22 protein-coding genes and 1 tRNA gene are annotated in these 24,612 nt (G+C 71.4%); 8 read left to right on the forward strand and 15 right to left on the reverse strand.

Features of this window, described 5'->3' with window-relative positions:
* Window positions 1-72 precede the first annotated feature (72 nt).
* The 3 genes from ACFVGW_RS01865 to ACFVGW_RS01875 all read right to left on the reverse strand — a co-directional run bounded on the left by ACFVGW_RS01865 (window position 73) and on the right by ACFVGW_RS01875 (window position 2,057).
* Complete coding sequence (locus tag ACFVGW_RS01865) at window positions 73-879, reverse strand: SAM-dependent methyltransferase (protein WP_385850322.1); 807 nt, start codon at window positions 877-879, stop codon at window positions 73-75.
* A gap of 77 nt (window positions 880-956) precedes the next feature.
* Window positions 957-1,193 (reverse strand): DUF397 domain-containing protein, encoded by a 237-nt coding sequence (locus ACFVGW_RS01870; protein ID WP_137992288.1) that lies wholly within the window; start codon window positions 1,191-1,193, stop codon window positions 957-959.
* Window positions 1,194-2,057, reverse strand: coding sequence for a helix-turn-helix domain-containing protein (locus ACFVGW_RS01875; protein ID WP_385850323.1), 864 nt, complete (start codon window positions 2,055-2,057; stop codon window positions 1,194-1,196). It lies immediately after the preceding gene.
* A 260-nt stretch (window positions 2,058-2,317) separates the two neighbouring features.
* On the opposite strand from ACFVGW_RS01875, the gene ACFVGW_RS01880 reads away from it, so the two are divergent.
* From ACFVGW_RS01880 to ACFVGW_RS01890, 3 genes are read left to right on the forward strand one after another with little or no spacing between them, the layout of a single operon-like run.
* Entirely contained in the window at window positions 2,318-2,755 is a 438-nt protein-coding gene (locus tag ACFVGW_RS01880) for an ATP-binding protein (protein WP_352188171.1), read from the forward strand.
* Between the two features lie 5 nt (window positions 2,756-2,760).
* Window positions 2,761-3,267 carry a hypothetical protein gene (locus ACFVGW_RS01885; protein ID WP_385850324.1) on the forward strand — a complete coding sequence of 169 codons (507 nt, stop codon included), beginning with the start codon at window positions 2,761-2,763 and terminating at the stop codon, window positions 3,265-3,267.
* A complete protein-coding gene (locus ACFVGW_RS01890) occupies window positions 3,236-3,949 on the forward strand; it encodes a class I SAM-dependent methyltransferase (protein ID WP_385850325.1) in 714 nt (237 codons plus the stop codon). Before ACFVGW_RS01885 ends, ACFVGW_RS01890 begins: the two co-directional genes overlap by 32 nt.
* A gap of 167 nt (window positions 3,950-4,116) precedes the next feature.
* Here the strand turns inward: ACFVGW_RS01890 and ACFVGW_RS01895 are convergent.
* Window positions 4,117-4,201, reverse strand: a tRNA-Leu gene (locus ACFVGW_RS01895).
* A gap of 272 nt (window positions 4,202-4,473) precedes the next feature.
* Between ACFVGW_RS01895 and ACFVGW_RS01900 the strand changes: the two genes are divergently transcribed.
* Window positions 4,474-5,742, forward strand: coding sequence for a DUF2254 domain-containing protein (locus tag ACFVGW_RS01900; RefSeq protein ID WP_385850551.1), 1,269 nt, complete (start codon window positions 4,474-4,476; stop codon window positions 5,740-5,742).
* Window positions 5,743-5,757: 15 nt separating this feature from the next.
* Here the strand turns inward: ACFVGW_RS01900 and ACFVGW_RS01905 are convergent, their stop codons facing one another.
* From ACFVGW_RS01905 to ACFVGW_RS01915, 3 genes are all read right to left on the reverse strand, one after another.
* A complete protein-coding gene (locus ACFVGW_RS01905; protein ID WP_385850326.1) occupies window positions 5,758-7,365 on the reverse strand; it encodes an aldehyde dehydrogenase family protein in 1,608 nt (535 codons plus the stop codon).
* A gap of 159 nt (window positions 7,366-7,524) precedes the next feature.
* Window positions 7,525-8,427, reverse strand: coding sequence for a succinate--CoA ligase subunit alpha (gene sucD / locus ACFVGW_RS01910; RefSeq protein WP_385850327.1), 903 nt, complete (start codon window positions 8,425-8,427; stop codon window positions 7,525-7,527).
* Between the two features lie 25 nt (window positions 8,428-8,452).
* Complete coding sequence (locus ACFVGW_RS01915; protein ID WP_385850328.1) at window positions 8,453-9,664, reverse strand: succinate--CoA ligase subunit beta; 1,212 nt, start codon at window positions 9,662-9,664, stop codon at window positions 8,453-8,455.
* A 145-nt stretch (window positions 9,665-9,809) separates the two neighbouring features.
* Between ACFVGW_RS01915 and ACFVGW_RS01920 the strand changes: the two genes are divergently transcribed.
* From ACFVGW_RS01920 to ACFVGW_RS01935, 4 genes are all read left to right on the forward strand, one after another.
* Window positions 9,810-11,504, forward strand: coding sequence for a thiamine pyrophosphate-binding protein (locus tag ACFVGW_RS01920; RefSeq protein ID WP_385850552.1), 1,695 nt, complete (start codon window positions 9,810-9,812; stop codon window positions 11,502-11,504).
* Window positions 11,505-11,520: 16 nt separating this feature from the next.
* On the forward strand, window positions 11,521-12,765 hold the full coding sequence (gene frc / locus ACFVGW_RS01925; RefSeq protein ID WP_385850329.1) for a formyl-CoA transferase: 1,245 nt from the start codon (window positions 11,521-11,523) through the stop codon (window positions 12,763-12,765).
* Window positions 12,765-14,921, forward strand: a complete 2,157-nt coding sequence (locus ACFVGW_RS01930; protein WP_385850330.1) for an acetate--CoA ligase family protein — start codon at window positions 12,765-12,767, stop codon at window positions 14,919-14,921. Before frc ends, ACFVGW_RS01930 begins: the two co-directional genes overlap by 1 nt.
* Before the next feature lie 112 nt (window positions 14,922-15,033).
* Window positions 15,034-16,419, forward strand: coding sequence for an OFA family MFS transporter (locus ACFVGW_RS01935; protein WP_385850331.1), 1,386 nt, complete (start codon window positions 15,034-15,036; stop codon window positions 16,417-16,419).
* Between the two features lie 18 nt (window positions 16,420-16,437).
* Here ACFVGW_RS01935 and ACFVGW_RS01940 read toward each other — a convergent pair whose 3' ends face one another.
* Genes ACFVGW_RS01940 through ACFVGW_RS01975 form a run of 8 tightly spaced genes read right to left on the reverse strand, consistent with a single transcriptional unit; the run spans window position 16,438 to window position 24,551 of the window.
* The gene (locus tag ACFVGW_RS01940) at window positions 16,438-17,523 is read right to left on the reverse strand and encodes a sugar phosphate isomerase/epimerase family protein (RefSeq protein WP_385850332.1); all 1,086 of its coding nucleotides are present in this window, start codon (window positions 17,521-17,523) and stop codon (window positions 16,438-16,440) included.
* Between the two features lie 49 nt (window positions 17,524-17,572).
* The gene (locus tag ACFVGW_RS01945) at window positions 17,573-18,970 is read right to left on the reverse strand and encodes an alkaline phosphatase family protein (RefSeq protein WP_385850333.1); all 1,398 of its coding nucleotides are present in this window, start codon (window positions 18,968-18,970) and stop codon (window positions 17,573-17,575) included.
* Window positions 18,967-20,136: a metabolite traffic protein EboE gene (gene eboE / locus ACFVGW_RS01950; protein WP_385850334.1), complete on the reverse strand. Its 1,170-nt coding sequence runs from the start codon at window positions 20,134-20,136 to the stop codon at window positions 18,967-18,969. The genes ACFVGW_RS01945 and eboE overlap by 4 nt, the downstream gene beginning before the upstream one ends.
* Window positions 20,137-20,148: 12 nt before the next feature.
* A complete protein-coding gene (locus ACFVGW_RS01955; protein ID WP_385850335.1) occupies window positions 20,149-20,997 on the reverse strand; it encodes a TatD family hydrolase in 849 nt (282 codons plus the stop codon).
* Window positions 20,997-21,551 carry an EboA domain-containing protein gene (locus tag ACFVGW_RS01960; RefSeq protein ID WP_383219976.1) on the reverse strand — a complete coding sequence of 185 codons (555 nt, stop codon included), beginning with the start codon at window positions 21,549-21,551 and terminating at the stop codon, window positions 20,997-20,999. The genes ACFVGW_RS01955 and ACFVGW_RS01960 overlap by 1 nt, the downstream gene beginning before the upstream one ends.
* Complete coding sequence (locus ACFVGW_RS01965) at window positions 21,545-22,435, reverse strand: sugar phosphate isomerase/epimerase family protein (RefSeq protein WP_385850336.1); 891 nt, start codon at window positions 22,433-22,435, stop codon at window positions 21,545-21,547. The genes ACFVGW_RS01960 and ACFVGW_RS01965 overlap by 7 nt, the downstream gene beginning before the upstream one ends.
* A complete protein-coding gene (locus ACFVGW_RS01970; RefSeq protein WP_385850337.1) occupies window positions 22,432-23,442 on the reverse strand; it encodes an SCO3242 family prenyltransferase in 1,011 nt (336 codons plus the stop codon). Before ACFVGW_RS01970 ends, ACFVGW_RS01965 begins: the two co-directional genes overlap by 4 nt.
* The gene (locus tag ACFVGW_RS01975; protein WP_385850338.1) at window positions 23,439-24,551 is read right to left on the reverse strand and encodes an inositol-3-phosphate synthase; all 1,113 of its coding nucleotides are present in this window, start codon (window positions 24,549-24,551) and stop codon (window positions 23,439-23,441) included. The genes ACFVGW_RS01970 and ACFVGW_RS01975 overlap by 4 nt, the downstream gene beginning before the upstream one ends.
* Window positions 24,552-24,612 lie beyond the last annotated feature (61 nt).

A 24,612-nucleotide genomic window follows, 5' to 3' on the forward strand; every position in this document is an offset into this window, starting at 1 on the left:
GAAGGCCCGTGGACGGGAAGAGTCCGCGGGCCTTCGTCCGTACAGGGATCCCGTCTCGAGCGGTGGGCGCCGTCAGACCTTGCGGCCGACGGCGGCCCAGCCCGGGATCGGGTCGTCGCCCTGGACCGGGACGACCTCGCCCAGCTCCGGATGCCACTCGGCGGTGAGCGTCACCCCGGGCTCGACGAGCTCCAGACCGTCGAAGAACGCGGCCAGCTCGTCGCGCGAGCGCGGCCGCAGCGTCAGCCCGCGGGCCTTGTACATGCCGACGGCCTTGGCGGCGCCCTCCGGGTCGAAGTCCCCGGTGACGTGCGAGAGCACGAGGTAGCTGCCCGGCGCCAGCTGGTCCACGAGCTTACGGACCAGCTCGGACGCCCCGTCCTCGTCCCCGACGAAGTGCAGCAGGGCGAGCATCGACAGGGCTATGGGCTGGTCGAAATCAAGTACCTTTCCAGCCCTTTCCAGGATGACCTCGGGGTCGCGCGCGTCCGCCTGGATGTACTCGGTCGCCCCTTCGGGCGTCGAGCGCAGCAGCGCGGCCGCGTGCGCGAGCACGATCGGGTCGTTGTCGCAGTAGACGATCCGCGACTCGGGCGCGGCCTCCTGGGCGATCTGGTGCAGGTTCGGCTCGGTCGGGATGCCGGTGCCGATGTCCAGGTACTGGCGTACGCCGTTGGCACTCAGCCAGCGGATCGCCCGGTGCATGAAGGCCCGGTTGACCCGCGCCATGTCCCGGCCGCGGGCGTCCACGGTGAGGAGCTGCTTGGCCATCTCCTCGTCGACGGGGTAGTTGTCCTTGCCGCCCAGGAACCAGTCGTACATCCGCGCCGGGTGCGGCTTGCTGGTGTCGATCCGTACGGTTGCGGGGTCCTGGGTCATCGGGGCTCCTGGTCCTGGAGTGGAACTACTGGCACTGCAGCAAGAGTTACGCGACGGTAGGGGTGCGACGGAAGGGGTCAGGTGAGCAGAAAGTCGGCCTGACCGGATTTCGCCCCCTGGATGAACGCGGCGATCTCGCCGTGGGTGTAGATGAGCGCGGGTCCCTCAGGGTCTGCGGACTGTCGCACGGCGACTCTGCCGTCGGCCAGCTTCATGGCCTCCACGCAGTTGCCCCCGTTCCCGCCGCTCCACGGCTTGTGCCATCCCTCGGCACCGAGATCCGCGGCGGGCATGCCGTTGTATATGCGATCCATTCACAGCTCCTTGCGGAGACCCCTAAGGATCTCCTTCGTGCGTTGTGCAGTCGCGGCCTGGGCCGCCATTCGGTCCATGACCTCGAGGTGGGAGGCCACCTCCGGGCGCGCGTCGAGATAGACGGCGCCCGTGAGGTACTCGCTGTAGACCATGTCCGGGAGTTCGGGCACGGCGTAGCGGAAGAGGACGAACGGTCCGTACGTGCCGGGGTGATGGCCGGACGAGAACTCCGCGATCTGCAGGGTGACGTTCGGCAGCTCGGACGCTTCGAGCAGCCGGTCGAGCTGGTCGCGCATCACTTCGGGCCCGTCGCCGACCGGTCGGCGGAAGACCGTCTCGTCCATGATCACCCAGAACTTCGGGGCGTCCTCCCTGGTGAGCAGGGACTGACGCTCCATCCTCAGGGCTACATGGCGCTCGATCTCCTCGGCATCGCTGCCGCCGACCGCCCCGCTGCGCAGAATGGCGCGGGCGTACCCCTCGGTCTGCAGCAGACCGGGGACGAATTGGGGTTCGTACTCCCGGATGAGGCTCGCGGCCCCCTCCAGGCTGACGTACATGGAGAACCAGCCGGGCAGCACGTCGTGGAACCGCTGCCACCAGCCGGGAAGGTTGGCCTCCTCGGTGAGGGCGACGAACGCCTCGGCCTCGGAGTCCGTGATGCCGTACGCCTTCAGCAGGAGCTGTACGTACGGGATCTTCAGCGCGACTTCCGCGGTCTCCATGCGGCGGATGGTGGCCGGGGCGACACGGAGGATCCTCGCGGCCTCCTCCCGCTTCAGGCCGGCCCGCTCGCGCAGATCCTGCAGACGCTTGCCGAGAACGACCTGTCCCACCGTGGGGGCGGACCGCGGCTCGCTCACTCTCAGACCTCCCCGACGCGCTGTTTCGCCTGAGTGTGCCACGAACATGGCCAGAGAGAACACCGCACTCTGCAATTTTCAGAGTGCCACTTGCCAAGTGTCCGACTCGGGAGCAAAGTATTCCGGTGAACCAGTACGCGCTGCTGTCGCGCGCCCGCCTCGGGGGGAGGCGGATCGCGGCGCTGCTTACCCACTGTTGTGAGGAACCGGTCGTGGCTTCTGGTAACGCGCTTCCCTCAGGTCTTATGAGCCCCCGCGTCATGCAGCAGCGCCCACGCACCGATGCTCTCCGTCACGACGTCCGACGGTTCGCCTTCGAACTCCCCGCCCGCACGGAATCCGTCTCGCGCGCCCGCAGACTGGCGGAGGAGCGGCTCATCCTCTGGGGATGCGCCCCCGACATACGCGAGACGGTGACGCTGATCGTCTCCGAGCTGGTCACCAACGCGGTCGTGCACACCGCGAGCAGCCAAGTGGTCTGCGAACTGCGCGAGGGGGAAGAGCAGTTGCGCATAGCGGTACGGGACGAGGGCGGCCTGGGTGACCCCCGGATCCGGGACTGCGGCGAGGAGGAGCGCGGCCGGGGCCTGGTGCTCGTGGAGGCGCTGTCCCACGCATGGGGGGCCGACAGCACGGGGCACGGCACGGCACGGATCGTCTGGGCCGAGCTGGCCCACGGCATGGGGTACACGTGCTGAGGTCGATGGCGACCCTCCTGACCCCACGGTCGCGCCGGACCTCGGAGTCGACCGGCTCCTCCACCGGCTCGCCGACCGGCTCGTCCCTCGACACGGTGCTCGGCACGGCGGCGTCGACGCGGCTGGTGGTTCCGCAGGAGTTCCGTACGACACTGGGCTGCGACGCGGTCGGCGTGCCGGCGCGCTACGGCTTCCGGATCCTGTCCCGGCTGCCCGCGAAGGGCTGTGTCTACGCGGACACGGACTGGTGGTGGTGGCTGGTCCCGACCGGCTCCGACCTGGACGTGAGCTGGCCGCTGCCGTCCTGCTACGCCCCCGGCGCGGAGGTCCCCGACCGCCGCCCCCGCCTGATCCACCACCCCGACGGCACCTCTCCGTACACCCCGCCCATCCCCCTTTATCTGCTGACCTGCCAGCTGACCGGGATCGCGCCCTCCTGGACCGCCCTGCACACGGCGGGTGACGGCGTAGTGTCGGGGCATGTTCACCCCTCAGGGCCCGACCGCCCGTGAGCTGACCGTCCAGGCCCTCTCCTCGGTGGAGCACGGCTACGACCTGCTGGCGACGAAGTTCGACGCGACGCCGTTCCGCACGCCGGACCCGGTGCTGTCGGCGGTGACGGACGCGCTGCGCCCCCTCGGCCCCTTCGAAGCGGGCCTCGACCTCTGCTGCGGGACCGGCGCCGGTCTCTCCGTCCTGCGGCCGCTGTGCGCGGGCGGCCGGATCGCGGGTGTCGACTTCAGCGCGGGCATGCTGACGGAGGCCCGCCGGGCCCACCCCAAGGCCACGCTGATCCGCGCGGACGTGCTCGCGCTCCCGTTCGCGCCCGCGTTCGACCTGGCGGTCAGCTTCGGCGCCTTCGGTCACTTCGTCCCGAAGGACCAGCTCACCCTCTTCCGCCAGGCCCACGCGGCCCTCCGCCCGGGCGGCGTTCTCGCCTTCCCGCTCCCGGCCCCGCCCCGGGTCGGCTCTCTCGCGTACTGGACGCTGCTGGGCTTCGACGCGGCCATGCGGGTACGGAACGCGCTGTGGCGGCCGCCTTTCGTCATGTACTACCGCACGTTCCGCCTCGCGGACGTCCGGGACCGCCTGACGCGAGCGGGCTTCACGGTGGAGACGCAGGCCCTGGAGACCCTGGGCCGCCAGGAGAACGGCAGCCCGAGATGCCGCCTGGTGGTGGCCCGGAAGGCGTAGCGATGCCGTGGAGGGCGCGAGCCCGACGGGGCTCCGAGGGCCCGATGGGGCTCGGAGGGCCCGATGGGGCTCGGAGGGCCCGATGGGGACTCCGAGAGCCCGACGGGGCGCTCCCCGGGGCGGAAAAGCGGAACGGCCCCAGATGAACTGGGGCCGTATCCGATCTGTGTCCGAGGGGGGACTTGAACCCCCACGCCCGATAAAGGGCACTAGCACCTCAAGCTAGCGCGTCTGCCATTCCGCCACCCGGACTAGGTGTTTGTGTCGTCCCGGGGTGTTCCCCGCGGCGACATGGATAACTCTACCAGGGGTTTGAGGTGCCTTTCACCCACGTTTCCCGTGGTCAGTGAGGTGCGGCGACCCCGGAGTCCTTGATCGGGCCCGGGCGCGCCGCGTCGGCGCACAGAGTGTCGTCGTACGCATACGAGAAGTCGCGACCCCCGCCGCCTAGCCTGCGCTGGGTGAGCAACCTCTTCGAAGACAACGGGGCGCCCGGCCGCGGGACCACGTACCGCCGGCCCCGGATGCTGTCGCCCATGCGGGAGCATCTGCGGGACACCTTCTGGTTCGCCCCGGTCGTCGCGCTGGTCGGCATCTTCGTGCTGTGGCTGATCGCCTCCGCGGTGGACTCCGCCATCATCGGCCATCTGCAGGACGAGGGGGCGTACGAGGAGGTCGGCGAGCTGATCGGGATCGTCGAGGACGCCAGGACGATCGTGACGACGATCAGCTCCGCGATGATGACCTTCATCGGCGTCGTCTTCTCCATCTCGCTGGTGGCCGTCCAGATGGCCAGCGGGCAGTTCAGCCCCCGGATCGTCCGGATCTTCATCCGGAGCCGCATCACCAAGGCGGCCTTCTCCGTCTTCCTGGCGACGTTCGCGCTCTCGCTGCTCGTCCTCACCTCCTACGACAGCGAGACCGACCCCCGGTACGTGTCGACCGTGCCGCTCGTGTCGTCGCTGCTGACCCTGTTCATGGTCGCGCTGAGCCTGCTGCTCTTCGTGGCGTACGTGAACTCGACGCTGCGGCTGATGCGGGTGGGGCACGTGGTGGACCTGATCACCCGGGAGTCGTTCGGCGCCCTCGCCAACCAGCCGTGGTACGTCGGTGAGCTCGCCGATCTCGGCGAGGCGACCGACCACCTCCCGCACCGGGGGCGCGCCGGGGTGCTGCGGGACGTGAACGTCGCGCTGCTCGTGCGCATCGCCGAGCGTCACGGCGTGGTGCTGCGCGTGCTGCCACGGATCGGGGACTTCGTGGTGCCGGGGACGCCCATCCTGGCCGTGCACGGCGGAACGGTGCCCCGCCGGATCGGGGCGGCGGTCTCCATTGGGGTCGAGCGGACGTACCACCAGGACCTCGGCTTCGGCCTCCGGCAGCTCGCGGACATCGGACTGCGGGCCCTCTCCCCCGCCGTCAACGACCCGACGACGGCGGTGCAGTGTCTCGACCGGATCACCCAGATCCTGGCGGCGGTGGCGGAGCGCCCGCTGGGCGCCGTCCACCACCGCGACCGCAAGGGCACGGTGCGACTGGTGCAGGACGTACCGGACTGGACGGACCTGGTCGATCTCGGTCTCACCGAGATCCGGGGCTGCGCGCCGGGCAGCCCCCAGGTGTCGCGGCGCATGCTGGCGGGGATCGACGACCTGCTCCTGCTGGTCCCGGACGTGCGCCGGGAGCCGCTGGTCCGGCACCGCACGCTGTTGACGCACCTGGTGGAGCGTACGGAGCCGGAGGCGGCCGACCGCGCGTTCGCGCTGGAGGGCGACCGCCAGGGAATCGGGTGACCGTTCCGGCGCCCCCTACGGCATCAGGTGGTGGTCGGGGAAGTTGCCGGGGAGCCGCTCGCCGTCGGGGCCTTCGGTGACGGCCTTGACGAGCAGCTCGCCGCCGACGAAGGCGCCGCGCCAGGAGGCGCCGAAGCCGCCGAACAGCTCGTCGCGGTCGCCGCGGGAGCGCGGGGTGCCGTGGCCCGTCTTGAAGGCCCGGATCTGCGGGGCCAGCCGCGCGTACGTCTCCGGGTCGTCGGTGGCGAGCGTCGCCACGAGCGCCCCGTTGGAGGCGTTCATCGCGGCGAGGAGTTCCGCCTCGGTGTCGACCAGGACGATCGTGTCGACCGGGCCGAAGGGCTCGGCGTGGTGGAGGGGTGAGGACGGGGGCGGGTTGAGGAGGGTCACGGGCGGCAGGTACGCCGAGGTGTCCTGGCCCGGCAGGAAGCGGCCGTCCGCGAGGGAGCCGCGGTGGAGCGGGATCGCGCCCCGGTCGACGGCCTCGGCGACCTGGTCGTCGAGCTCCTTGACCTTGGCCGCGTTGATGAGCGGTCCGAAGTCGAGGTCGGGAAGGTCGTCGTCCGGGCTCTCGACGGCCAGCGGGTGCCCGAAGCGCAGCGCGCGGACGGGTGGGAGGTAGGCGGCGAGGAAGTCGGCGAACCGGCTGCGCTCGACGACGAAGCGCGGGTAGGCGGTGCAGCGCTGCTTGCCGTAGTCGAAGAGCTTGGGGATCACGGCGGTGAGGGCCGGCCAGTCGGAGTGGTGCCAGATGCCCCAGGTGTTGAGGCCCTCCTGTTCGAGGATGTGGCGCTTGCCCAGGTCGGCGACTGCGGTGGCGATCCGGGCGCCCGTGTCGCGACCGCCGACGAACGAGACGCAGCCGATCTCGGGGGCGCGGACGAGGGCCTCGGAGAGCTCGCCCCCGCTGCCGCTGACCAGGGTGACCGGAACACCTTCGCGGGCGGCGAGCGCGGAGGCGAGGGTGAGGCAGGCGAGGCCGCCGTCGGTCGGGGTCTTGGCGATGACGGCGTTCCCGGCCAGCGCCTGCACCAGCAGGGCGTGGACCAGCACGGACATCGGGTAGTTCCAGCTGGCGATGTTGGAGACGGGGCCGGGCAGCGGGGTACGGCCTTCGAGCATGGTGTCGATGCCGTCGACGTACCAGCGCACGCCGTCGATCGCGCGGTCGACGTCCGCCCGGGCGAGCCGCCACGGCTTGCCGATCTCCCAGACGAGGAGGAGGGCGAGCAGTTCGCGGTGCTCGGTGAGCGCGTCGAGTGTGGCGGAGACGCGGGCGCGCCGCTCGGGCAGCGGGATGTGGCGCCAGGCCCGGTGCTGGTCGAGCGAGGCGCGGACGGCCCGGTGGGCGGTGGCGGCGTCGAGCCGCGGCGGGCTTGCGACCGGGCTGCCGTCCACGGGGCTGGTGGCGGGGACGGCTCGGCCGTCGGCCTGCCAGGTGCCGGCCCAGAGGTTGAGGACGGTGTCGTCGCGGAACGCCTCCGGGACGACCGTCAGACTGCGCTGCCAGGCGTCGGCCCAGGCGGTGCCGGGCTTGAGGATGAGGGTCGGGGCCGGGGATGGGGATGGGGATGGGGATGGAGTCGCGGACCCTTGCGGGGTCGGGGGCGGGGTCGGGGCCATGGGTGGTCTCCGCTCTCGGTGCACAGTCGGGGCGGGAGGGTGGGACGGCTTGGGCCCGGCGCGGTGGGGCGCGATCGGGGGACGGGGGCGGTGGGGTGCGATCGGGGACGGGCGCGGTGGGGTGTGTGGGGTGTACGGGGCGCGCGTTCGGCGGGCGCGTCAATCGTGGGCGCGGTCCTGCGGGCTCGCCAGCCGGGCGAGTACGAGGGCGGCCGTCTCCGTGGGGGTCGCGCCGACCTGGACTCCGGCCGCCTCCAGGGCCTTCCTCTTCCCCTCCGCCGTACCGGACGATCCGGAGACGATGGCTCCGGCGTGGCCCATGGTCTTGCCCTCGGGGGCGGTGAACCCGGCGATGTAGGCGATGACGGGCTTGGTGATGTGCGCTGCGATGTGGTCGGCGGCGCGCTCCTCCGCGTCGCCGCCGATCTCGCCGATCATGACGATCAGGTCGGTGTCGGGGTCGGCCTCGAAGGCGCTGAGGCAGTCGATGTGGGTGGTGCCGACGACCGGGTCGCCGCCGATCCCGACCGCCGACGAGAAGCCGTGCTCCCTCAGCTCGTACATGAGCTGGTAGGTGAGCGTGCCGGACTTCGAGACGAGTCCGATCCGGCCGGGCTCGGCCGCGATGTCGGCGGGGATGATGCCCGCGTTCGACTGGCCGGGGCTGATCAGCCCCGGGCAGTTGGGGCCGATGATCCGGGTGCCGTGGGCGCGGGCGTGCGCCTGGAAGGCGACGGTGTCGTGGACCGGTATGCCCTCGGTGATGACGACGGCGAGCCCGATGCGGGCGTCCACGGCTTCGAGGACGGCCGCCTTGGCGAAGGGCGGGGGAACAAAGACGACGGTGACGTCCGCTCCGGTGGCGTCCACGGCCGCGCGCACGGAGCCGAAGACGGGGATGCTCCGCCCGTCGAGGTCGACGGTGGTGCCCGCCTTGCGCGGGTTGACTCCGCCGACGACGTCAGTGCCGGCGGCGAGCATCCGGCGGGTGTGCTTCATGCCTTCGGCGCCCGTCATGCCCTGGACGAGGACCTTGCTCTGCTTGGTGAGGAAGATGGCCATGGCGTTCACATCCCTTCAGCGTGCGTCAGCGGTTGGCGAGTTGCGCGGCGCGCGCGGCGGCGCCGTCCATCGTGGTGACCTGCTCGACGAGCGGGTGGGCGCGGGCGTCGAGGACGGCCCGGCCGCGGGCCGCGTTGTTGCCGTCGAGGCGTACGACGAGGGGCCGGGTGAGGTGGACGGAGTCCAGGGCCCGGACGATGCCTTCGGCGACGGCGTCGCAGGCGGTGATGCCGCCGAAGACGTTGACGAGGACGGCCTTGACGTCGGGGTCGGAGAGGATGACGTCGAGACCGTCGGCCATGACCTGGGCGGAGGCGCCGCCGCCGATGTCGAGGAAGTTGGCGGGACGGGCGCCTCGCCCGGCGACGACGTCGAGGGTGGACATGACGAGTCCGGCTCCGTTGCCGATGATGCCGACCTCTCCGTCGAGCTTGACGTAGGTGAGGCCCTTGGCCGCGGCGGCCGTCTCCAGCGGCTCGGCGTCGGTGTCGCGTAGTGCTGCGTCGCGTACTGCTGTGTCGTGTACTGCTGTGTCGTGTACTGCTGTGTCGTGTACTGCTGTGTCGTGTACTGCTGACGCCTCGCCCCAACGGGCTTGGCGGAAACGGGCGTTGTCGTCGACGGTGACCTTCCCGTCGAGGGCGAGGATCGTGCCGTCGACGGTACGGACGAGGGGGTTCACCTCGACGAGGAGGGCGTCCTCGCGGACGAGGACCTGCCAGAGGCGGGCCAGTACGTCGGCCGTCTCCGTCGGGAGCCCCGCGGCGGAGGCGATCTCGGCGGCCTTGGCCTCGGTGACCCCTTCGGCCGGGTCGACGGGGATGCGCGCGACGGCCTCGGGGCGGGTGGCGGCGACCTCCTCGATGTCCATGCCTCCTTCGGCGGAGGCGATCGCGAGGAAGGTGCCGGCCGCCCGGTCGAGGACATAGCTCACGTAGAACTCGTCCTGGATCTGGACGGGTTGGGCGAGCATGACCCTGCGTACCGTGTGGCCCTTGATGTCCATGCCGAGGATCTGGCGCGCGGTGATCTCGGCGGCAGCCGGGTCGGCCGCGAGCTTGACGCCGCCCGCCTTGCCCCGGCCACCGGTCTTCACCTGCGCTTTGACGACGACGCGGCCGCCGAGGAGTTCGGCGGCGTGACGGGCCTCGCGGGGGTGGTCGACGACGGCCGCGTCCGGGACCGCGATGCCGTAGCTCTTGAAGACTTCCCTTGCCTGGTGCTCGTACAGGTCCATCTCGGCTCCCTGACTCGAAAGTGCCGCACACCCCCTGGACACCATCCGGGCGATGCGGGATAACAAGCTTCATACAGTATTCGTCGACTGTATGCAATCAACCGCGATCACCCTCAACTCCCCTACGAAGGGACAGGACTTCGCCATGCCCGACGACAGCCAGCAGCCCCAGCAGGAACGCATCTCCGGTGGCCATCTCGTCGCCAAGGCCCTCAAGGCGGAGGGCGTCGACGTCATCTACACGCTCTGCGGCGGCCACATCATCGACATCTACGACGGCTGTGTCGACGAGGGCATCGAAGTCGTCGACGTACGCCACGAACAGGTGGCCGCGCACGCCGCCGACGGGTACGCCCGGATCACGGGAAAGCCCGGCTGCGCCGTGGTCACCGCCGGACCCGGCACCACGGACGCGGTCACCGGAGTCGCCAATGCCTTCCGCGCCGAGTCACCGATGCTCCTGATCGGCGGTCAGGGAGCGCACACCCAGCACAAGATGGGGTCGCTCCAGGACCTCCCGCACGTCGACATGATGACCCCGATCACCAAGTTCGCCGCGACCGTGCCGGACACGGCCCGCGCGGCCGACATGGTCTCCATGGCGTTCCGCGAGTGCTACCACGGTGCTCCCGGTCCCTCCTTCCTGGAGATCCCGCGCGACGTCCTGGACGCCAGCGTCCCGGTGGAGAAGGCGCGGGTGCCCAAGGCCGGGCAGTACCGGGCCTCCACCCGCAGCGCCGGCGACCCCGAGGCGGTCGAGCGGCTCGCCGATCTCCTCGTGCACGCCGAGAAGCCCGCCGTCCTGCTGGGCAGTCAGGTCTGGACGACCCGGGCCACGGACGCCGCCGTCGAGCTCGTACGGACCCTGAACATCCCCGCGTACATGAACGGCGCCGGCCGTGGCACCCTGCCGCCGGGCGACCCGCACCACTTCCAGCTCTCGCGGCGCTACGCCTTCTCCAACGCGGATGTCATCGTGATCGTCGGCACCCCCTTCGACTTCCGGATGGGCTACGGCAAGAGGCTCTCCCCGCACGCCACGGTGGTCCAGATCGACCTCGACTACCGGACCGTCGGCAAGAACCGGGACATCGACCTCGGGATCGTCGGCGACGCGGGGCTGATCCTGAAGTCGGTCACGGAGGCGGCGAGCGGCCGGCTCGACGGCGGCGCCACCCGGCGCAAGGCCTGGCTGGAGGAGCTGCGCACCGCCGAGCAGACCGCGCTGGACAAGCGGCTGCCGCAGCTCCGCTCGGACGCCTCGCCGATCCACCCGTACCGGCTGGTCAGCGAGATCAACGACTTCCTGACCGAGGACTCGATCTACATCGGCGACGGCGGGGACATCGTCACCTTCTCCGGGCAGGTCGTGCAGCCCAAGTCCCCCGGGCACTGGATGGACCCGGGGCCGCTCGGCACGCTCGGTGTCGGCGTCCCCTTCGTCCTGGCCGCCAAGCAGGCACGCCCGGACAAGGAGGTGGTGGCGCTCTTCGGCGACGGCGCGTTCTCCCTCACCGGCTGGGACTTCGAGACCCTCGTCCGCTACAACCTCCCCTTCGTCGGGATCGTCGGCAACAACTCCTCCATGAACCAGATCCGCTACGGCCAGGCCCAGAAGTACGGCCTGGAGCGCGAGCGGATCGGCAACACCCTCGGCGACGTGCACTACGACAAGTTCGCGCAGATGCTGGGCGGTTACGGCGAGGAGGTGCGGGACCCCGCCGACATCGCCCCTGCACTGCGCCGGGCCCGCGAGTCCGGGCTGCCGTCGCTGATCAACGTCTGGGTCGACCCCGACGCGTACGCCCCCGGAACCATGAACCAGACCATGTACAAGTGAGAGGCCGGTCTCCCTCATGACCAAGGCACAGGGCACCAAGGCACTCGAAGGCATTCGCGTCCTCGACATGACGCATGTGCAGTCCGGTCCCTCCGCCACGCAGCTGCTCGCCTGGCTCGGGGCGGACGTGGTGAAGCTGGAGGCACCGTCCGGTGACATCACCCGCAAGCAGCTGCGGGACATCCCGGACGTCGACTCCCTCTACTTCACGATGCTCAACTGCAACAAGCGGAGCATCACCCTCAACACCAAGTCGGAGCGGGGCAAGGAGCTGCTCACCGAGCTGATCCGTCGCAGCGATGTCATGGTCGAGAACTTCGGCCCGGGGGCCGTCGACCGGATGGGCTTCACCTGGGATCGCATCCAGGAGATCAATCCGCGGATCGTCTATGCCTCCATCAAGGGGTTCGGGGACGGCCCGTACACCGACTTCAAGGCGTACGAGGTCGTCGCACAGGCCATGGGCGGCTCGATGGCCACCACCGGGTTCGAGGACGGGCCGCCGCTGGCGACGGGCGCCCAGATCGGTGACTCCGGCACCGGCATCCACGCCGTGGCCGGCATCCTGGCGGCGCTCTTCCAGCGCGAGAACACCGGGCGGGGGCAGCGGGTGAACGTCGCGATGCAGCACGCGGTATTGAATCTCTGCCGGGTGAAACTGCGGGACCAGCAGAGGCTGTCGCACGGGCCGCTCTCCGAGTATCCCAACGAAGATTTCGGCGAGGAAGTCCCCCGATCGGGTAATGCTTCCGGCGGCGGCCAGCCGGGCTGGGCGGTGCGGTGCGCCCCCGGCGGACCCAACGACTACGTGTACGTCATCGTCCAGCCCGTCGGCTGGGCGCCGGTCTCCGAGCTCATCGGCCGGCCCGAGCTCGCCGAGGATCCGGAGTGGGCGACGCCGGAGGCCAGGCTGCCCAAGCTCCCGAAGATGTTCCAGCTGATCGAGGAGTGGTCGTCGGCGCTGCCCAAGTGGGCGGTGCTGGAACAGCTCAACGCCCGGGGCATTCCGTGCGGGCCGATCCTCTCCACGAAGGAGATCATCGAGGACGCCTCCCTGGTCGCCAACGAGATGGTCGTCGAGGTCCCCCACCCCGAGCGCGGCAGCTTCACGACGGTGGGCTCCCCGCTCAAGCTCTCCGACTCCCCGGTCGAGGTCCTCACCTCACCCCTGCTCGGCGAGCACAACGAAGAGGTGTACATCGGCGAGCTCGGTCTCGGCGACGAGGAGCTGCGGCTGCTCAAGACGAACGGGGTGATCTAGTGACGGCGCACAGCTTCGACCGGCAGGCCGTACGGGACCTGCTGGACGCGGTCAGGGCGGAGGGGCGCACCGCGCTCACGGCGCCCGAGGGGAAGACGATCGCCGACGCGTACGGGATCGCCGTCCCGGGCGAGGCGCTCGCGCGGGACGTCGACGAGGCGGTGGCGCAGGCCGACCGGCTCGGCGGGCGGGTGGTCCTGAAGATCGTCTCCCCCGACATCCTGCACAAGACCGACGCCGGCGGTGTCGTCGTCGGGGTGGAGGGAGCGGCCCAGGTCCGTGAGGCGTTCTGCCGGATCGTCGAGAACGCCCGGGCCTACGCTCCGGACGCCCGCATCGACGGTGTACAGGTGCAGCAGATGCTGCCGCCGGGCCAGGAGGTCATCGTCGGCGCCGTGACCGACCCGGCCTTCGGCAAGGTCGTCGCCTTCGGGCTCGGCGGGGTACTCGTGGAGGTGCTGAAGGACGTCACCTTCCGGCTCGCTCCGGTGACCGCCGACGAGGCGGTGTCGATGCTGGACTCGATCCGGGCGGCGGAGATCCTGCGTGGGGTGCGCGGGGCGCCGGCCGTGGACCGGTGGGCGATCGCCGAGCAGATCCGGCGCGTCTCCCGTCTTGTCACCGACTTCCCTGAGATCGCCGAGGTGGACCTCAACCCGGTGATCGCCACGCCCGAGGGCGCGACGGCCGCCGACATCCGCGTCATCCTCGCCTCCGACGTACCGGCGCCGCGCCGGACGTTCGGCCGCGACGAGATCCTGCGGTCCATGCGGAGACTGATGCAGCCGAACGCGATGGCGGTGATCGGCGCCTCCAACGAGACCGGGAAGATCGGCAATTCGGTGATGCGCAACCTCATCGACGGCGGCTTCCCGGGGGAGATCCATCCGGTGAACCCCCGGGCCGATGACATCCTCGGCCGCAAGGCGTACAAGAGTGTCACGGACGTTCCCGGTGAGGTGGATGTGGCGGTCTTCGCGATCCCCGCTCCGTTCGTCGCGTCGGCGCTCGAGGAGGTGGGCCGCAAGGGCATCCCCAACGCGGTGCTGATCCCGTCCGGCTTCGCCGAGACCGGGGAACACGCCCTGCAGGACGAGATCGTGGCCGTGGCGGAGCGGTACGGCATCCGGCTCCTGGGCCCGAACATCTACGGGTACTACTCGACCTGGCAGGACCTGTGCGCGACGTTCTGCACGCCGTACGACGTCAAGGGAGGTGTGGCGCTGACCTCGCAGTCCGGCGGGATCGGGATGGCGATCCTGGGCTTCGCCCGCACCACGCGGACGGGTGTGTCGGCGATCGTCGGGCTCGGCAACAAGTCGGACATCGACGAGGACGACCTGCTGACCTGGTTCGGCGAGGACCCCCGTACCGACTGCATCGCGATGCACCTCGAGGACCTCAAGGACGGGCGGGCCTTCGTCGAAGCGGCCCGCCGGACCGTGCCGAAGAAGCCGGTGGTCGTCCTCAAGGCCGGGCGTACCAGCGCCGGGGCACGCGCGGCAGGCTCGCACACGGGCGCGCTGGCGGGCGACGACGCGGTGTACGACGACATCCTGCGGCAGGCGGGCGTCATCCGGGCGCCGGGGCTGAGCGACATGCTGGAGTACGCGCGGGCCCTGCCCGTGCTGCCGGCGCCTCGGGGGGACAACGTCGTCGTCATCACCGGAGCCGGCGGGTCCGGGGTGCTGCTGTCGGATGCGATCGTCGACAACGGACTCCGGCTGATGGAGATCCCCGACGATCTGGACGCCGCGTTCAAGGCGTTCATCCCGCCCTTCGGCGCCTCGGGCAACCCCATCGACATCACCGGCGGCGAGCCGCCCTCCACGTACGAGGCGACCATCAGGCTCGGTCTGGAGGACCCCCGGATCCACGCGCTCGTCCTCGGCTACTGGCACACCATCGTCACTCCCCCGATGGTGTTCGCCGAGCTCACCGCGCGCGTGGTGGCGGAGTTCCGCGAACGGGGCATCGAGAAGCCGGTCGTGGCCTCCCTCGCGGGCGACGTCGAGGTCGAGGAGGCGTGCCAGTACCTCTTCGAGCGCGGGGTCGTGGCCTACCCGTACACGACCGAGCGGCCCGTGGCGGTGCTCGGCGCGAAGTACCGGTGGGCGCGGGCCGCGGGGCTCCTGGGCGGTGATGCGGTGAGCTGAGCGACAGCTCGAACCACGGGGCTCGCGGTGGCCGCAGGCCGCGGGCCCCGGTGCGAAGGGAACGGACAGGGGGCGCTGGCCAGACTTCTTCCACGCGAGGGGTTCGATCTCCATGACGACAACCGACATCACCACCTCCCTCCCTTACAGGGAGGTGACGGACGGCAACGGCCGCACGTACCGACTCGGTGAGACCGACGTCGACCTGATGGGCCGCACACGCAAGTGGATGGTCATCCTGCCCTGGGTGGGCATGATGGGCATCAGCTCGGCGGAGTACGCGTTCGCGTCCGCCGAGGACACGCTGCACACCGCGCACAGCTGGAGCAGCGCGCACATCTTCTGGATGCTCGGGGTCTGGGTGTTCTTCCAGGCCGCGGTGGCCTTCCCGGCCGGAAAACTGCGCGAGAGCGGGCGCCTGCCGGCCCGCTGGGCGATGATGCTGGGCGCGCTCGGCACGCTGCTCGGCTACGTCTCGCTCGCCTTCGCGCCCCATGTGATCGTGGCCTACATCGGCTTCGGCATGTTCAGCGGCATGGGCGCGGGGATGGTCTACGCGACCTGCGTCAACATGGTCGGCAAGTGGTACCCGGAGCGCAAGGGCGGGAAGACGGGCTTCGTGAACGGCGGCTTCGCCTACGGATCGGTGCCGTTCGTCTTCATCTTCACCGGCTACATGGACCTGACGAACTTCCGCTGGGTGCTGGTCTCGGTCGGTGTCTTCCTCGCCGCGACGGTCGCGGTCGCCGGGTACTTCTTCCAGGACCCGCCGAAGAACTGGTGGCCGGCGACGGTGGATCCGCTGAAGAAGCCCGACGACCCGCGCACGCGGCGAGCGCTGGAGAAGAACCCGCCCGCGGTGAAGCAGTACACACCGGCCGAGGCCTGGCGCACCGGGCGGGTCGCGCTGATGTGGTTCTGTCTGCTCTGCACCTCGGGCGTGAACATCTTCGGGATCGCCTTCCAGGTGCCGTTCGGCGACGAGGCGGGCTTCGCCGGCGGGATCGTGGCGACGGCGATGTCGCTGAAGGCCATCGTCAACGGCACCGGCCGTGGTGTGATCGGCTGGCTCTCCGACCGCTACGGCCGCAAGCAGTGCCTGATCTTCGTCTGCATCGTCCTGGGCCTCGCCCAGTACGGCATCCTCTGGTCCGGCAACATCCACAACCTGCCGCTGTTCCTGGTCTTCTCCAGCATCTCCGGCTTCGGTGGCGGCGCGATCTTCCCCATGTTCGCGGCGATGACGGCGGACTACTTCGGGGAGAACAACAACGCCTCCAACTACGGGCTCGTCTACAGCTCCAAGCTGGTCTCGGGGCTGCTCGGCTCCGGTATGGGCGCGGTCGTGGTCGCCGCCTGGGACTACTCGGGAGCCTTCGTGCTCGCCGGGTCGATCTCGCTGTTCGCCGGCTGCGTGGCGGTGTTCCTGCATCCGCCGGGGCGGCCGCGGGCCCGCCGGACGACGGCGAACCCGCGGCCGATCAGCCGGGACGCGTGAGCGTCACGGGCCTTCGGTTCAGCGGTGCTTCTCGCGCAGGGAATGCAGGTGCGCGCTGGATTTGCGGGCGAACGCGAAGGACTCGGCCGGGTTGTCGTGTTCGGCCTGCCAGTGGTGGGACCGGTACCCGTGGTGGGTGCGGTTCACCGCGGAGATGAAGCGCCGGTAGTCGATGTCTCCGTCCCCGACGTCCGCCATGCGGTAGCCGTCGCGGACGGATTCGTCGCGCTCGCCGTCCTTGACGTGGAAGAGCGGATAGCGGTGGGGCTGGGCGAGGACGTAGCGCAGCGGGTCGAAGGGGGCGGGGGTGCCGTCGACGCGGCGGGAGAAACGATGCTGCGCCACGTAGGCCCAGTAGACGTCCATTTCGAGGTGGACGAGTTCGGGGTCGGTCTCGGCGAGCAGGACGTCGTAGAGACGGACGTCGGGGCGGTCGGTGGCGAAGGAGAACTCCTCGGCGTGGTTGTGCTGGTAGAACTTCATGCCGCGCTTCTTCGCCTCGGCCCCGTACTGGTTGAACTCCTCGGCGCAGCGCTTCCATCCGTCCACGGTGGAGCCGTACCGCCACGGGCCGGAGGCGGTGCCGATGTGCGGCAGACCGAGTGCCTGGGCGTCGTCGAGGACCTTGTCGAGGTTCTGCGCGAACGTGTACGCGTTGGGGTCGGAGGAGTAGTAGCCGACGTGGCTGCCGATGCCGCGCAGGCCGTGATCGCGGGTGAGCCGCCGGAGTTCGGCGAGGGTGATCGGGCCCGCGGAGCCCTGGGTGTAGCCGGCGAACTCCACCTCGTCGTAGCCGTACTTGCTCAGTTCGGCGAAGACGGTGGCGAAGCCGAGCGTGGCGACCTTGTCGCGCAAGGAGTAGAGCTGGATGCCGAGGCGGCCGGGCGGCAGGACGGGGCGGCCCTTGCCGTGGCCTTGGTCGTGGCCTTGGCCTCGCTCGGCGTCCGTGGTGCCGGCTTCCGCGGCGGCGGCGGTCGGGACGGTGGCGCCGAGGAGGGCCGCGGCGGTGGCGCCGGCGGCGACGCCGAGCATGTTCCGTCTGCTGAGCTTCTCAGTGAGCTCGGGGTCCGGGGTCGGGTGCGAGAGGCGGCGGGCGCGGGTCATCTGCGGATAACTCCTTGTTGTCGGTGAGGTCTGCTTCACTGGAGTCCGGTCAGTGAAGACCGGCCAGGTGGAGCAAGAGGGACTTCACATCGGTGGCCGCTACGCGGCCGCTCACAGCGCGGGGGGTGGAGCACAGAATGAGCGGACTTTCGTCGTCGCTCGTGGGGAGGCGGCCATGGCTGCCGCGAATAGGTGACGGGTCCAGGGGGACCACCGCCAGCCGGTAGCGCATGCCCAGCTTCTTGCGGGCGATCGCCGTCGCCGCCTTGATCCGTACGTAGGGGTCGAGCGGGTCCATGAAGAGCTCGACCGGGTCGTAGCCGGGCTTGCGGTGGATCTCGACGAGCTGGGCGAAGTCGGGGGCGCGCGCGTCGTCGAGCCAGTAGTAGTACGTGAACCACGCGTCGGGTTCGGCGAGGGCGACGAGTTCTCCGGAACGGGGGTGGTCGAGGCCGTTCTCCTTCTTGCCCTCGTCGTCGAGGAGCCTCTCGATACCGGGGAGTTCGGCGAGCGTCTCGCGGACGGCGTCGAGGTCCTCGGGACGTCGGACGTAGACGTGGGCGAGCTGGTGGTCGGCGACGGCGAAGGCCCGCGAGGTCATCGGATCCAGGTATTCCATGCCGTCCTGGGTGTGGACTTCCAGGAGGCCGGCGCGGCGCAGGGCGCGGTTGATGTCGACGGGGCGGCTCACCCGGGTGATGCCGTACTCGGAGAGCGCGACGACGGTTCGGCCTTCGGCTCGGGCGTCGTCGAGGAGGGGGGCGAGGGCGGTGTCGAGTTCGGCCGCGGCTCGGAAGGCGCGCGGGTCGTCAGGACCGTATCGCTGGAGGTCGTAGTCGAGGTGGGGGACGTAGGCGAGGGCGAGGTCGGGGCGGCGGGTGCGCAGGATGTGGCGGGTGGCATCGATGATCCACTGGCTGGAGACCAGGTCCGCGCCGGGGCCCCAGAAGTGGAAGAGGGGGAAGGTGCCGAGTTTCTCGGTGAGTTCGTCGTGGAGGGCCGGGGGCCGGGTGTAGCAGTCGGGTTCCTTGCGGCCGTCCGCGTAGTAGACGGGACGGGGGGTGACGGTGATGTCGGTGTCGGCGCCCATGGCGTACCACCAGCAGATGTTGGCGACGGTGTAGCCGGGGTGCGAGCGCCGGGCGGCGTCCCAGAGACGGTCGCCGGAGACCAGGCCGTTGTGCTGGCGCCAGAGGAGGACGTCTCCGAGTTCGCGGAAGTACCAGCCGTTGGCGACGATGCCGTGCTCGGAGGGGAGGGTGCCGGTCAGGAAGGTGGTCTGGGCGGTGCAGGTGACGGCCGGCAGGACGGTGGAGAGGGCCGCTTGTGAGCCCGCTCGGCCGAGGGCGCGCAGATGGGGCATGTGCTCCAGGAGGCGGGGGGTGAGTCCGACGACGTCGAGGACGAGAAGGGGGGTGGGTCGCGTGTCGCTCCGGGGGCTGGTCATGGCAGTTCCTTGAGGCCGAGGTCGGTCAGCAGGTCGCGGGCCAGGACGAGTTCGGCGGCGATGCCGTCGGCGAGGCGGGCACGGTTGCGGGGGCGCCGGTCGGCCGGGAGGGCCTGCCAGGTGTAGGTCTCGACCTCCAGGTGGTGGGTGCGGGGACGGGGGCCGCCGACCAGGTGGGCGAGTGTGGCCCTGAGCACGGGGAGAGTGGAGGTGAGCGGAGGCTCGGGCGGGGCGTGCAGGGGGACGTGGAAATGCGCGCGCCAGGGGGCGCCGTCGGGAAGGGCGCGGCCGGAGACGGCTTCGGGGAGGTCGTCGGTGCCCCGTAGGCCGGCGGCGGTCCGGGTGCGGGTCTGGTGGAGGAAGCGGGGTTCGGCGAAGGCGGCGAGTGCGGCACGGACTTCGGGGAGGTGAGGGTGCTCCGCGTGCAGGGCGGCGGAGAGCTGGGCCTTGACCACGGGGATGGAGGCGGCGCCGAGGGCGTCCAGGGCGGTGTGCGGGTCTTCGAAGGAGGTGGCGAGATGACAGGTGTCGACGCAGACGCCGATGCGGGGGCTTGAGACGGCGGTGAGCGGGGCGATCGCGTCGGCGGTGGTCTCGACGGTGCAGCCGGGTTCCGGTTCGAGTCCGATCCGGATGCTGTTTCCGGTGAGTTCCTCCAGCGCGTCGAGACGTTCGGAGAGGGTGGTCAGGGCGGCCAAGGCGGTGTCGGCGGCCCGGGAGTCGAAGGGGGTGCGCCAGGCGAGCGGCAGGGTGGAGACGGAGCCCTGGGTGACGTCGTCGGGCAGGAGCGCGGAGAGGAGACGGGCGAGGTCGGTGGTGTGGGCGAGACGTTCGGGACGGGTCCAGTCCGGTTGGTAGACGCGGTACTTGACCTCCTCGGCGCCGAATCCCTCGTAGGGGAAGCCGTTGAGGGTGACGACTTCGAGGCCGCGGCGGTCGATCTCGGCGCGTAGCGCGCGCAGGGAGCCCGGGTCGGTGATCAGGGCCTGGGCGGCGCCACGGGCGAGCCAGAGTCCGATGCCCAGCCGGTCCCGGCCGAGCCGCCGGCGGACGGGTTCGCAGTGGTCACGCAGCTGGGCGAGGACGCCGTCGAGGGTCTCGGCCGGGTGGACGTTGGTGCAGTAGGCGAGGTGGACGGTGGAGCCGTCGGGGTGGCGGAAGCGCATGGGCGGGCCGCCTCATTCCCCGCCGCGGAGGATGGAGTTGCCCTCGTGGGAGGTGTCGGGTGAAGGGGGGTCGAGCCGCAGGCGGCCGCTGAGGCCGTAGAAGGCGACGGGGTTGCGCCACAGCACCTGGTCGACGTCGTCCGGGGAGAATCCGGCGGCGAGCATGGCGTCGCCGACCTTGCGGGTCTTGAGCGGGTCGCTCTTGCCCCAGTCGGCGGCCGAGTTCACGAGGACGCGGTCGAGTCCGTGGTCCTTGAGGACGGCGACCATGCGGTCCTCGTCCATCTTGGTGTCGGGGTAGACGGAGAAGCCCAGCCAGGCACCGCTGTCGGCGGCCTCCTCGACGGTGGTCTCGTTGAGGTGGTCGAGCAGGACCCGTTCGGGGGCGAGGTCGGACTCGCGGACGACGTCGAGGGTCCTGCGCAGGCCGGCGAGCTTGTCGCGGTGCGGGGTGTGGACGAGCGCGGGCAGGCCGTGGTCGGCGGCGAGCTGGAGCTGCGACGCGAGGGCGGTGTCCTCGGCGGGGGTCATGGAGTCGTAGCCGATCTCGCCGACAGCGACGACGTTGTCCTTGACCAGGTAGCGGGGCAGGGCGTCGAGAACGGGGGTGCACCGGGGGTCGTTGGCCTCCTTCGGGTTGAGGGCGAGGGTGCAGTGGTGGGCGATGCCGTACTGGGCGGCGCGGAAGGGTTCCCAGCCGAGGAGGGAGTCGAAGTAGTCGAGGAAGGAGGCAGGAGAGGTGCGGGGCTGGCCGAGCCAGAAGGAGGGTTCGACCAGGGCGCGGACTCCGGCGTCGTACATCGCCTGGTAGTCGTCCGTGGTGCGCGAGGACATGTGGATGTGGGGGTCGAAGATGCGCATCAGGACTCCTCGGTGGGGGCGGTGAGGGCGAGGACGCGGTGGAGGTCGGCGGGGACGGTGCGGCCGGCGGCGGTGCGTTCGGCGGCGTAGTCGGTGAGCATCCGGGCGAGTTCGGTGTCGCCGGGGGCGCGTTCGTGCAGTCCGGCGACGGTGTCGACGGGGACGCCGGTGAAGAGGCACTTGAGGACGGCGTGGCGCCAGGCGTGGGGGGCGAGGTGGGTGGCCGCGTAGGTGCCGAGCGCGGCGGCGACGAGGTCGGTGTCGTGGGCGCGCAGCGCGTCCTCGACGAGGGGCAGGGCCTCGGGCCCTGTGACGAGTGAGGGGAGGGCGAGGAGCACGGCGCGGCGTTCGGCGGCCGAGCCGTGGTGGTAGAGGCGGGTGAGGACGGGGATGTCGGCCCGGGCCGCCTTGAGGAGGAGGACGCGGACGGAGTCGGCGTGCTCGGCGCCGCAGTGCCGGCCGGCGGAGGCGAAGCGCAGCTCCCAGAGGGTGGTGCGGGCGGTGGCGGCGGCGAGGGCCTCGTCCAGCCAGGCCTGGGCGGTGGTGGTCAGCATGCCGGGGCCTCCCGTGGGGCGGAGTGGTGGTGCAGGAACGCGAGGGAGGAGTGGGCGAGTTCGGGGCCGGCGTGGGAGTGGCGCGGCAGTTCGACGACCGTCAGACCCGGGTAGCCGGCGGTGGTGACCTCGGCGAGGGCGGCGAGGACGGGCGGGAAGTCGATCTCGCCGTCGCCGAACGGGAGGTGCTCGTGGACGCCTCGGCGCATGTCCTCGATCTGGACATGGTGGAGCCAGGGCGCTGCGGCGCGGACGCAGTCGGCGGGGGACGCGGGTTCCAGGCACTCGCAGTGGCCGAGGTCGAGCGTGAGGCCGAGGTGCCGCGGGTCGGGGTCGCCGAGGAGGCCGCGGAGCGTGTGGAAGTCGTCCAGGGTGGCGAGGAGGTGACCGGGTTCGGGTTCGACGGCGAGGGGGACGCCGGCAGCGGCCGCGGCCTCGAGAACGGGGGTGAGGGAGGAGGCGAGTCGCTTCCAGGCGGTCTCGTCGGAGGTGTCCGCGGGAGTGATGCCGCTGAAGCAGTGCACGGCGTGGGCACCGAGGTCGGCGGCGACGCGGACGGCGCGCAGGAGTAGGCGGACGCGCGCGGCCCGGCCGTCGGGGTCCCCGTCGAGGAGGGAGGGGCCGTGCTTGCGGCGCGGGTCGAGGACGTAGCGGGCGCCGGTCTCGACGGTGACCCCGAGGCCGAGCGCGTCGAGGCGACGGGCGACGTGGGCGGTGCGGGCGGGGAGGTCGGGGGCGAGGGGGTCGAGATGCATGTGGTCGAGGGTGAGACCGACGCCGTCGTATCCGAGGTCGGCGAGAAGGGCCAGGGCGTCGTCGAGCCGGAGGTCGGTGAGGCCGTTGGTGCCGTAGCCGAAGCGGACGGCGGGCGGGCGGTGGCTCATGTCGGGCTCACCTTCCTGGCGAGGGCGCGGGCGAGCGGGGCGAGGCCGAGCACCAGGAGCGCGGTGCCGGGCGCGCCGGCCCGGGCGGCGAGCGCCGCCTGGAGGGGGATCAGGGCACGGATACCGGCGCCGACGGAGCGCTGGGTGAGGGGAGGGGACGGATTGAGGGCCGCGTGGAGGAGCGGGACGGCCGGGGTCCGGGCGTAGGCGGCGGCCAGGGCGGCCGTGACGAGGGGGGCGATCGCGGCGGCGCCGCGTCCGGCCGGTCCGGCGTGGGCCGGCTGCCCACCCGGTCCGGCACCCATCGGCCCAACGCCGGCGGCGCGCCTGCCCGGGGCGCGTCCGGCTGGGGCTCGGGGGCGGGAGGTGACGGCGGCCAGGGCCGTGGTCGTGGCGAGGGCCAGGAGGGGGGTGCGGGTCGAGCCGCCCTGGGCCTCGTGGCGGGAGACCGAGGTCACGGCGTAGGTGTGGGCGCCCAGAAGCGCGGCCGACGGGAGGGCGGCGGGGAGGGGAGCACGGTCACCGATTCGCGCGGCCGGGCAGCCTGTCGTGGTCGCGATCGTGCCGAGGAGGAGGTTCAGGGCGCGGGCCGTCGCCATGGTCGCGGGGGCGGCGGGGGTGTGTTTGAGGCGGAGGTCGTAGGACCAGACCGTCGCGGCGAGGGCGGTGGCGGTCGCGAGGGTGGGTCGTCCGGCGCGGGCGGCGAGGGTGAGACCGGCGACGGTCAGGGCGGCGGAGGCCGCGAGGGCGGCCCGGGGCGTGACGCGGCCGGAGGGAAGGGGGCGGTGGGGTCGGTCGACGGCGTCCTCCTCGCGGTCGGCCCAGTCGTTGAGCGCCATGCCGGCCTCGTACAGACAGAGGGAGGAGCCGATGGCAAGCAGGGTCGAACGGTTGGGGCGCAGCCCCGCGGCCGCCGCGCCCGCCAGGGCGTCACCCGGCACCGTGGCCAGCGCGGAGACGCGCAACAGCTCCGCCCAGGCGGCCGCGCGCCCGCGCGCCCGGCTCACCGGACCTCCCCCAGGCGCGCGGCGAACGCGACCAGGCGGGCGTACTGGTCGGCGAGGCCGGCGGGCGGGTCGCCCTCCGGGTCCTTGAAGTAGAAGGCGAGGTCCTCCAGCGGGCCGGCGAGGCCCCGTTCGTGGGCGCGGGCCGTCAGCCGGGCCAGGTCGAGGACGAGGGGTGCGGCGAGGGCCGAGTCGCACCCCTGCCAGGTGGTCTGGAGCGTCATCCGGGAGCCGAGGAAGCCGTCGAAGGCGATGTGGTCCCAGGCCGTCTTCCACTCCCCCAGGGCCGGGACCTCGTCGATGTGGACCTCGCCCTGGGGGACGTGGCCGAAGACGTCCGCGAGGACGCGTTCCTTGCCGGCGTTCTTCGCCGCGGCGGCGGCCGGGTCGGCGAGGGCCGCGCCGTCGCCGCCGCCCAGCAGGTTGGTGCCCGACCAGGCCCGTACGGTCAGGGCCCGTTGGAGGAACATCGGGGCGAGGACGGAGCGCAGGAGGGTCTGGCCGGTCTTGCCGTCGCGGCCCGCGTGGGGAAGGCCGCTCGCGGCGAGCGCGGCGGCGAGGGCGGGGTGGCGCAGCCCGGTCGAGGGGGTGAAGTTGACGTAGGGGCAGCCGGCGCGCAGGGCGGCGCCCGCGTACAGGGAGCTGGGTGGGAGCGCGGCGCCCCCCGGCGCCGGCTCCGTGGACGCCACGTTCACGACGACGACCCGGTCCAGGCCCTGCCGGGTCCGGAAGTCCGTCATGTCGGCGGCGAAGGAGGCGATGAGTTCGCCTTCCTCGTGGCCGTCGCCGGGAGGTGGTCCGCCGGGGCGGATCTCCGTATCGGCGGCGGCGAGTTCGGTGGCCACGGCGGCGGTGAGGCCGTGTGGGAGGACCCCCGCGGCGGTGAGTTCCTCGGCGCGTTTGGGCAGCGGGCACGTCGCCGTGTCGTGTCCGCCGAACACGAGGGAGGTGAGCGGTGGGAGGCCGGCCACCGCGAAGGCGTCGGTCTCGGTCACCATGCCGGTCGGTGGGTGGAGGCCGGCCGTGGTCGCGGCGCAGCCGGCGACCGCGGTGGTGGCCACGGAGCCTCTCGCCCCGATGAGCCAGACTCCCGTACGTGTTCCTGTGGTCACGACCCTGCCTCCCTGGACTGTGGTGGAGACGGCGGGCGGGGGGTACGGCGCCTCCCCGCCC

The sequence above is a fragment of the Streptomyces sp. NPDC127129 genome (assembly GCF_042671585.1).
In the GTDB taxonomy this organism is placed as follows: domain Bacteria; phylum Actinomycetota; class Actinomycetes; order Streptomycetales; family Streptomycetaceae; genus Streptomyces.

Excerpts from the sequence above, each read along its gene's own strand:
- ACFVGW_RS01865 (WP_385850322.1), bottom strand. The coding sequence starts at position 879 with ATGACCCAGGACCCCGCAACCGTACGGATCGACACCAGCAAGCCGCAC.
- ACFVGW_RS01870 (WP_137992288.1), bottom strand. The coding sequence starts at position 1,193 with ATGGATCGCATATACAACGGCATGCCCGCCGCGGATCTCGGTGCCGAG.
- ACFVGW_RS01880 (WP_352188171.1), top strand. The coding sequence starts at position 2,318 with ATGCAGCAGCGCCCACGCACCGATGCTCTCCGTCACGACGTCCGACGG.
- ACFVGW_RS01885 (WP_385850324.1), top strand. The coding sequence starts at position 2,761 with ATGGCGACCCTCCTGACCCCACGGTCGCGCCGGACCTCGGAGTCGACC.
- ACFVGW_RS01890 (WP_385850325.1), top strand. The coding sequence starts at position 3,236 with ATGTTCACCCCTCAGGGCCCGACCGCCCGTGAGCTGACCGTCCAGGCC.
- ACFVGW_RS01900 (WP_385850551.1), top strand. The coding sequence starts at position 4,474 with ATGCTGTCGCCCATGCGGGAGCATCTGCGGGACACCTTCTGGTTCGCC.
- ACFVGW_RS01905 (WP_385850326.1), bottom strand. The coding sequence starts at position 7,365 with ATGGCCCCGACCCCGCCCCCGACCCCGCAAGGGTCCGCGACTCCATCC.
- sucD (WP_385850327.1), bottom strand. The coding sequence starts at position 8,427 with ATGGCCATCTTCCTCACCAAGCAGAGCAAGGTCCTCGTCCAGGGCATG.
- ACFVGW_RS01915 (WP_385850328.1), bottom strand. The coding sequence starts at position 9,664 with ATGGACCTGTACGAGCACCAGGCAAGGGAAGTCTTCAAGAGCTACGGC.
- ACFVGW_RS01920 (WP_385850552.1), top strand. The coding sequence starts at position 9,810 with ATGCCCGACGACAGCCAGCAGCCCCAGCAGGAACGCATCTCCGGTGGC.
- frc (WP_385850329.1), top strand. The coding sequence starts at position 11,521 with ATGACCAAGGCACAGGGCACCAAGGCACTCGAAGGCATTCGCGTCCTC.
- ACFVGW_RS01935 (WP_385850331.1), top strand. The coding sequence starts at position 15,034 with ATGACGACAACCGACATCACCACCTCCCTCCCTTACAGGGAGGTGACG.
- ACFVGW_RS01940 (WP_385850332.1), bottom strand. The coding sequence starts at position 17,523 with ATGACCCGCGCCCGCCGCCTCTCGCACCCGACCCCGGACCCCGAGCTC.
- ACFVGW_RS01945 (WP_385850333.1), bottom strand. The coding sequence starts at position 18,970 with ATGACCAGCCCCCGGAGCGACACGCGACCCACCCCCCTTCTCGTCCTC.
- eboE (WP_385850334.1), bottom strand. The coding sequence starts at position 20,136 with ATGCGCTTCCGCCACCCCGACGGCTCCACCGTCCACCTCGCCTACTGC.
- ACFVGW_RS01955 (WP_385850335.1), bottom strand. The coding sequence starts at position 20,997 with ATGCGCATCTTCGACCCCCACATCCACATGTCCTCGCGCACCACGGAC.
- ACFVGW_RS01960 (WP_383219976.1), bottom strand. The coding sequence starts at position 21,551 with ATGCTGACCACCACCGCCCAGGCCTGGCTGGACGAGGCCCTCGCCGCC.
- ACFVGW_RS01965 (WP_385850336.1), bottom strand. The coding sequence starts at position 22,435 with ATGAGCCACCGCCCGCCCGCCGTCCGCTTCGGCTACGGCACCAACGGC.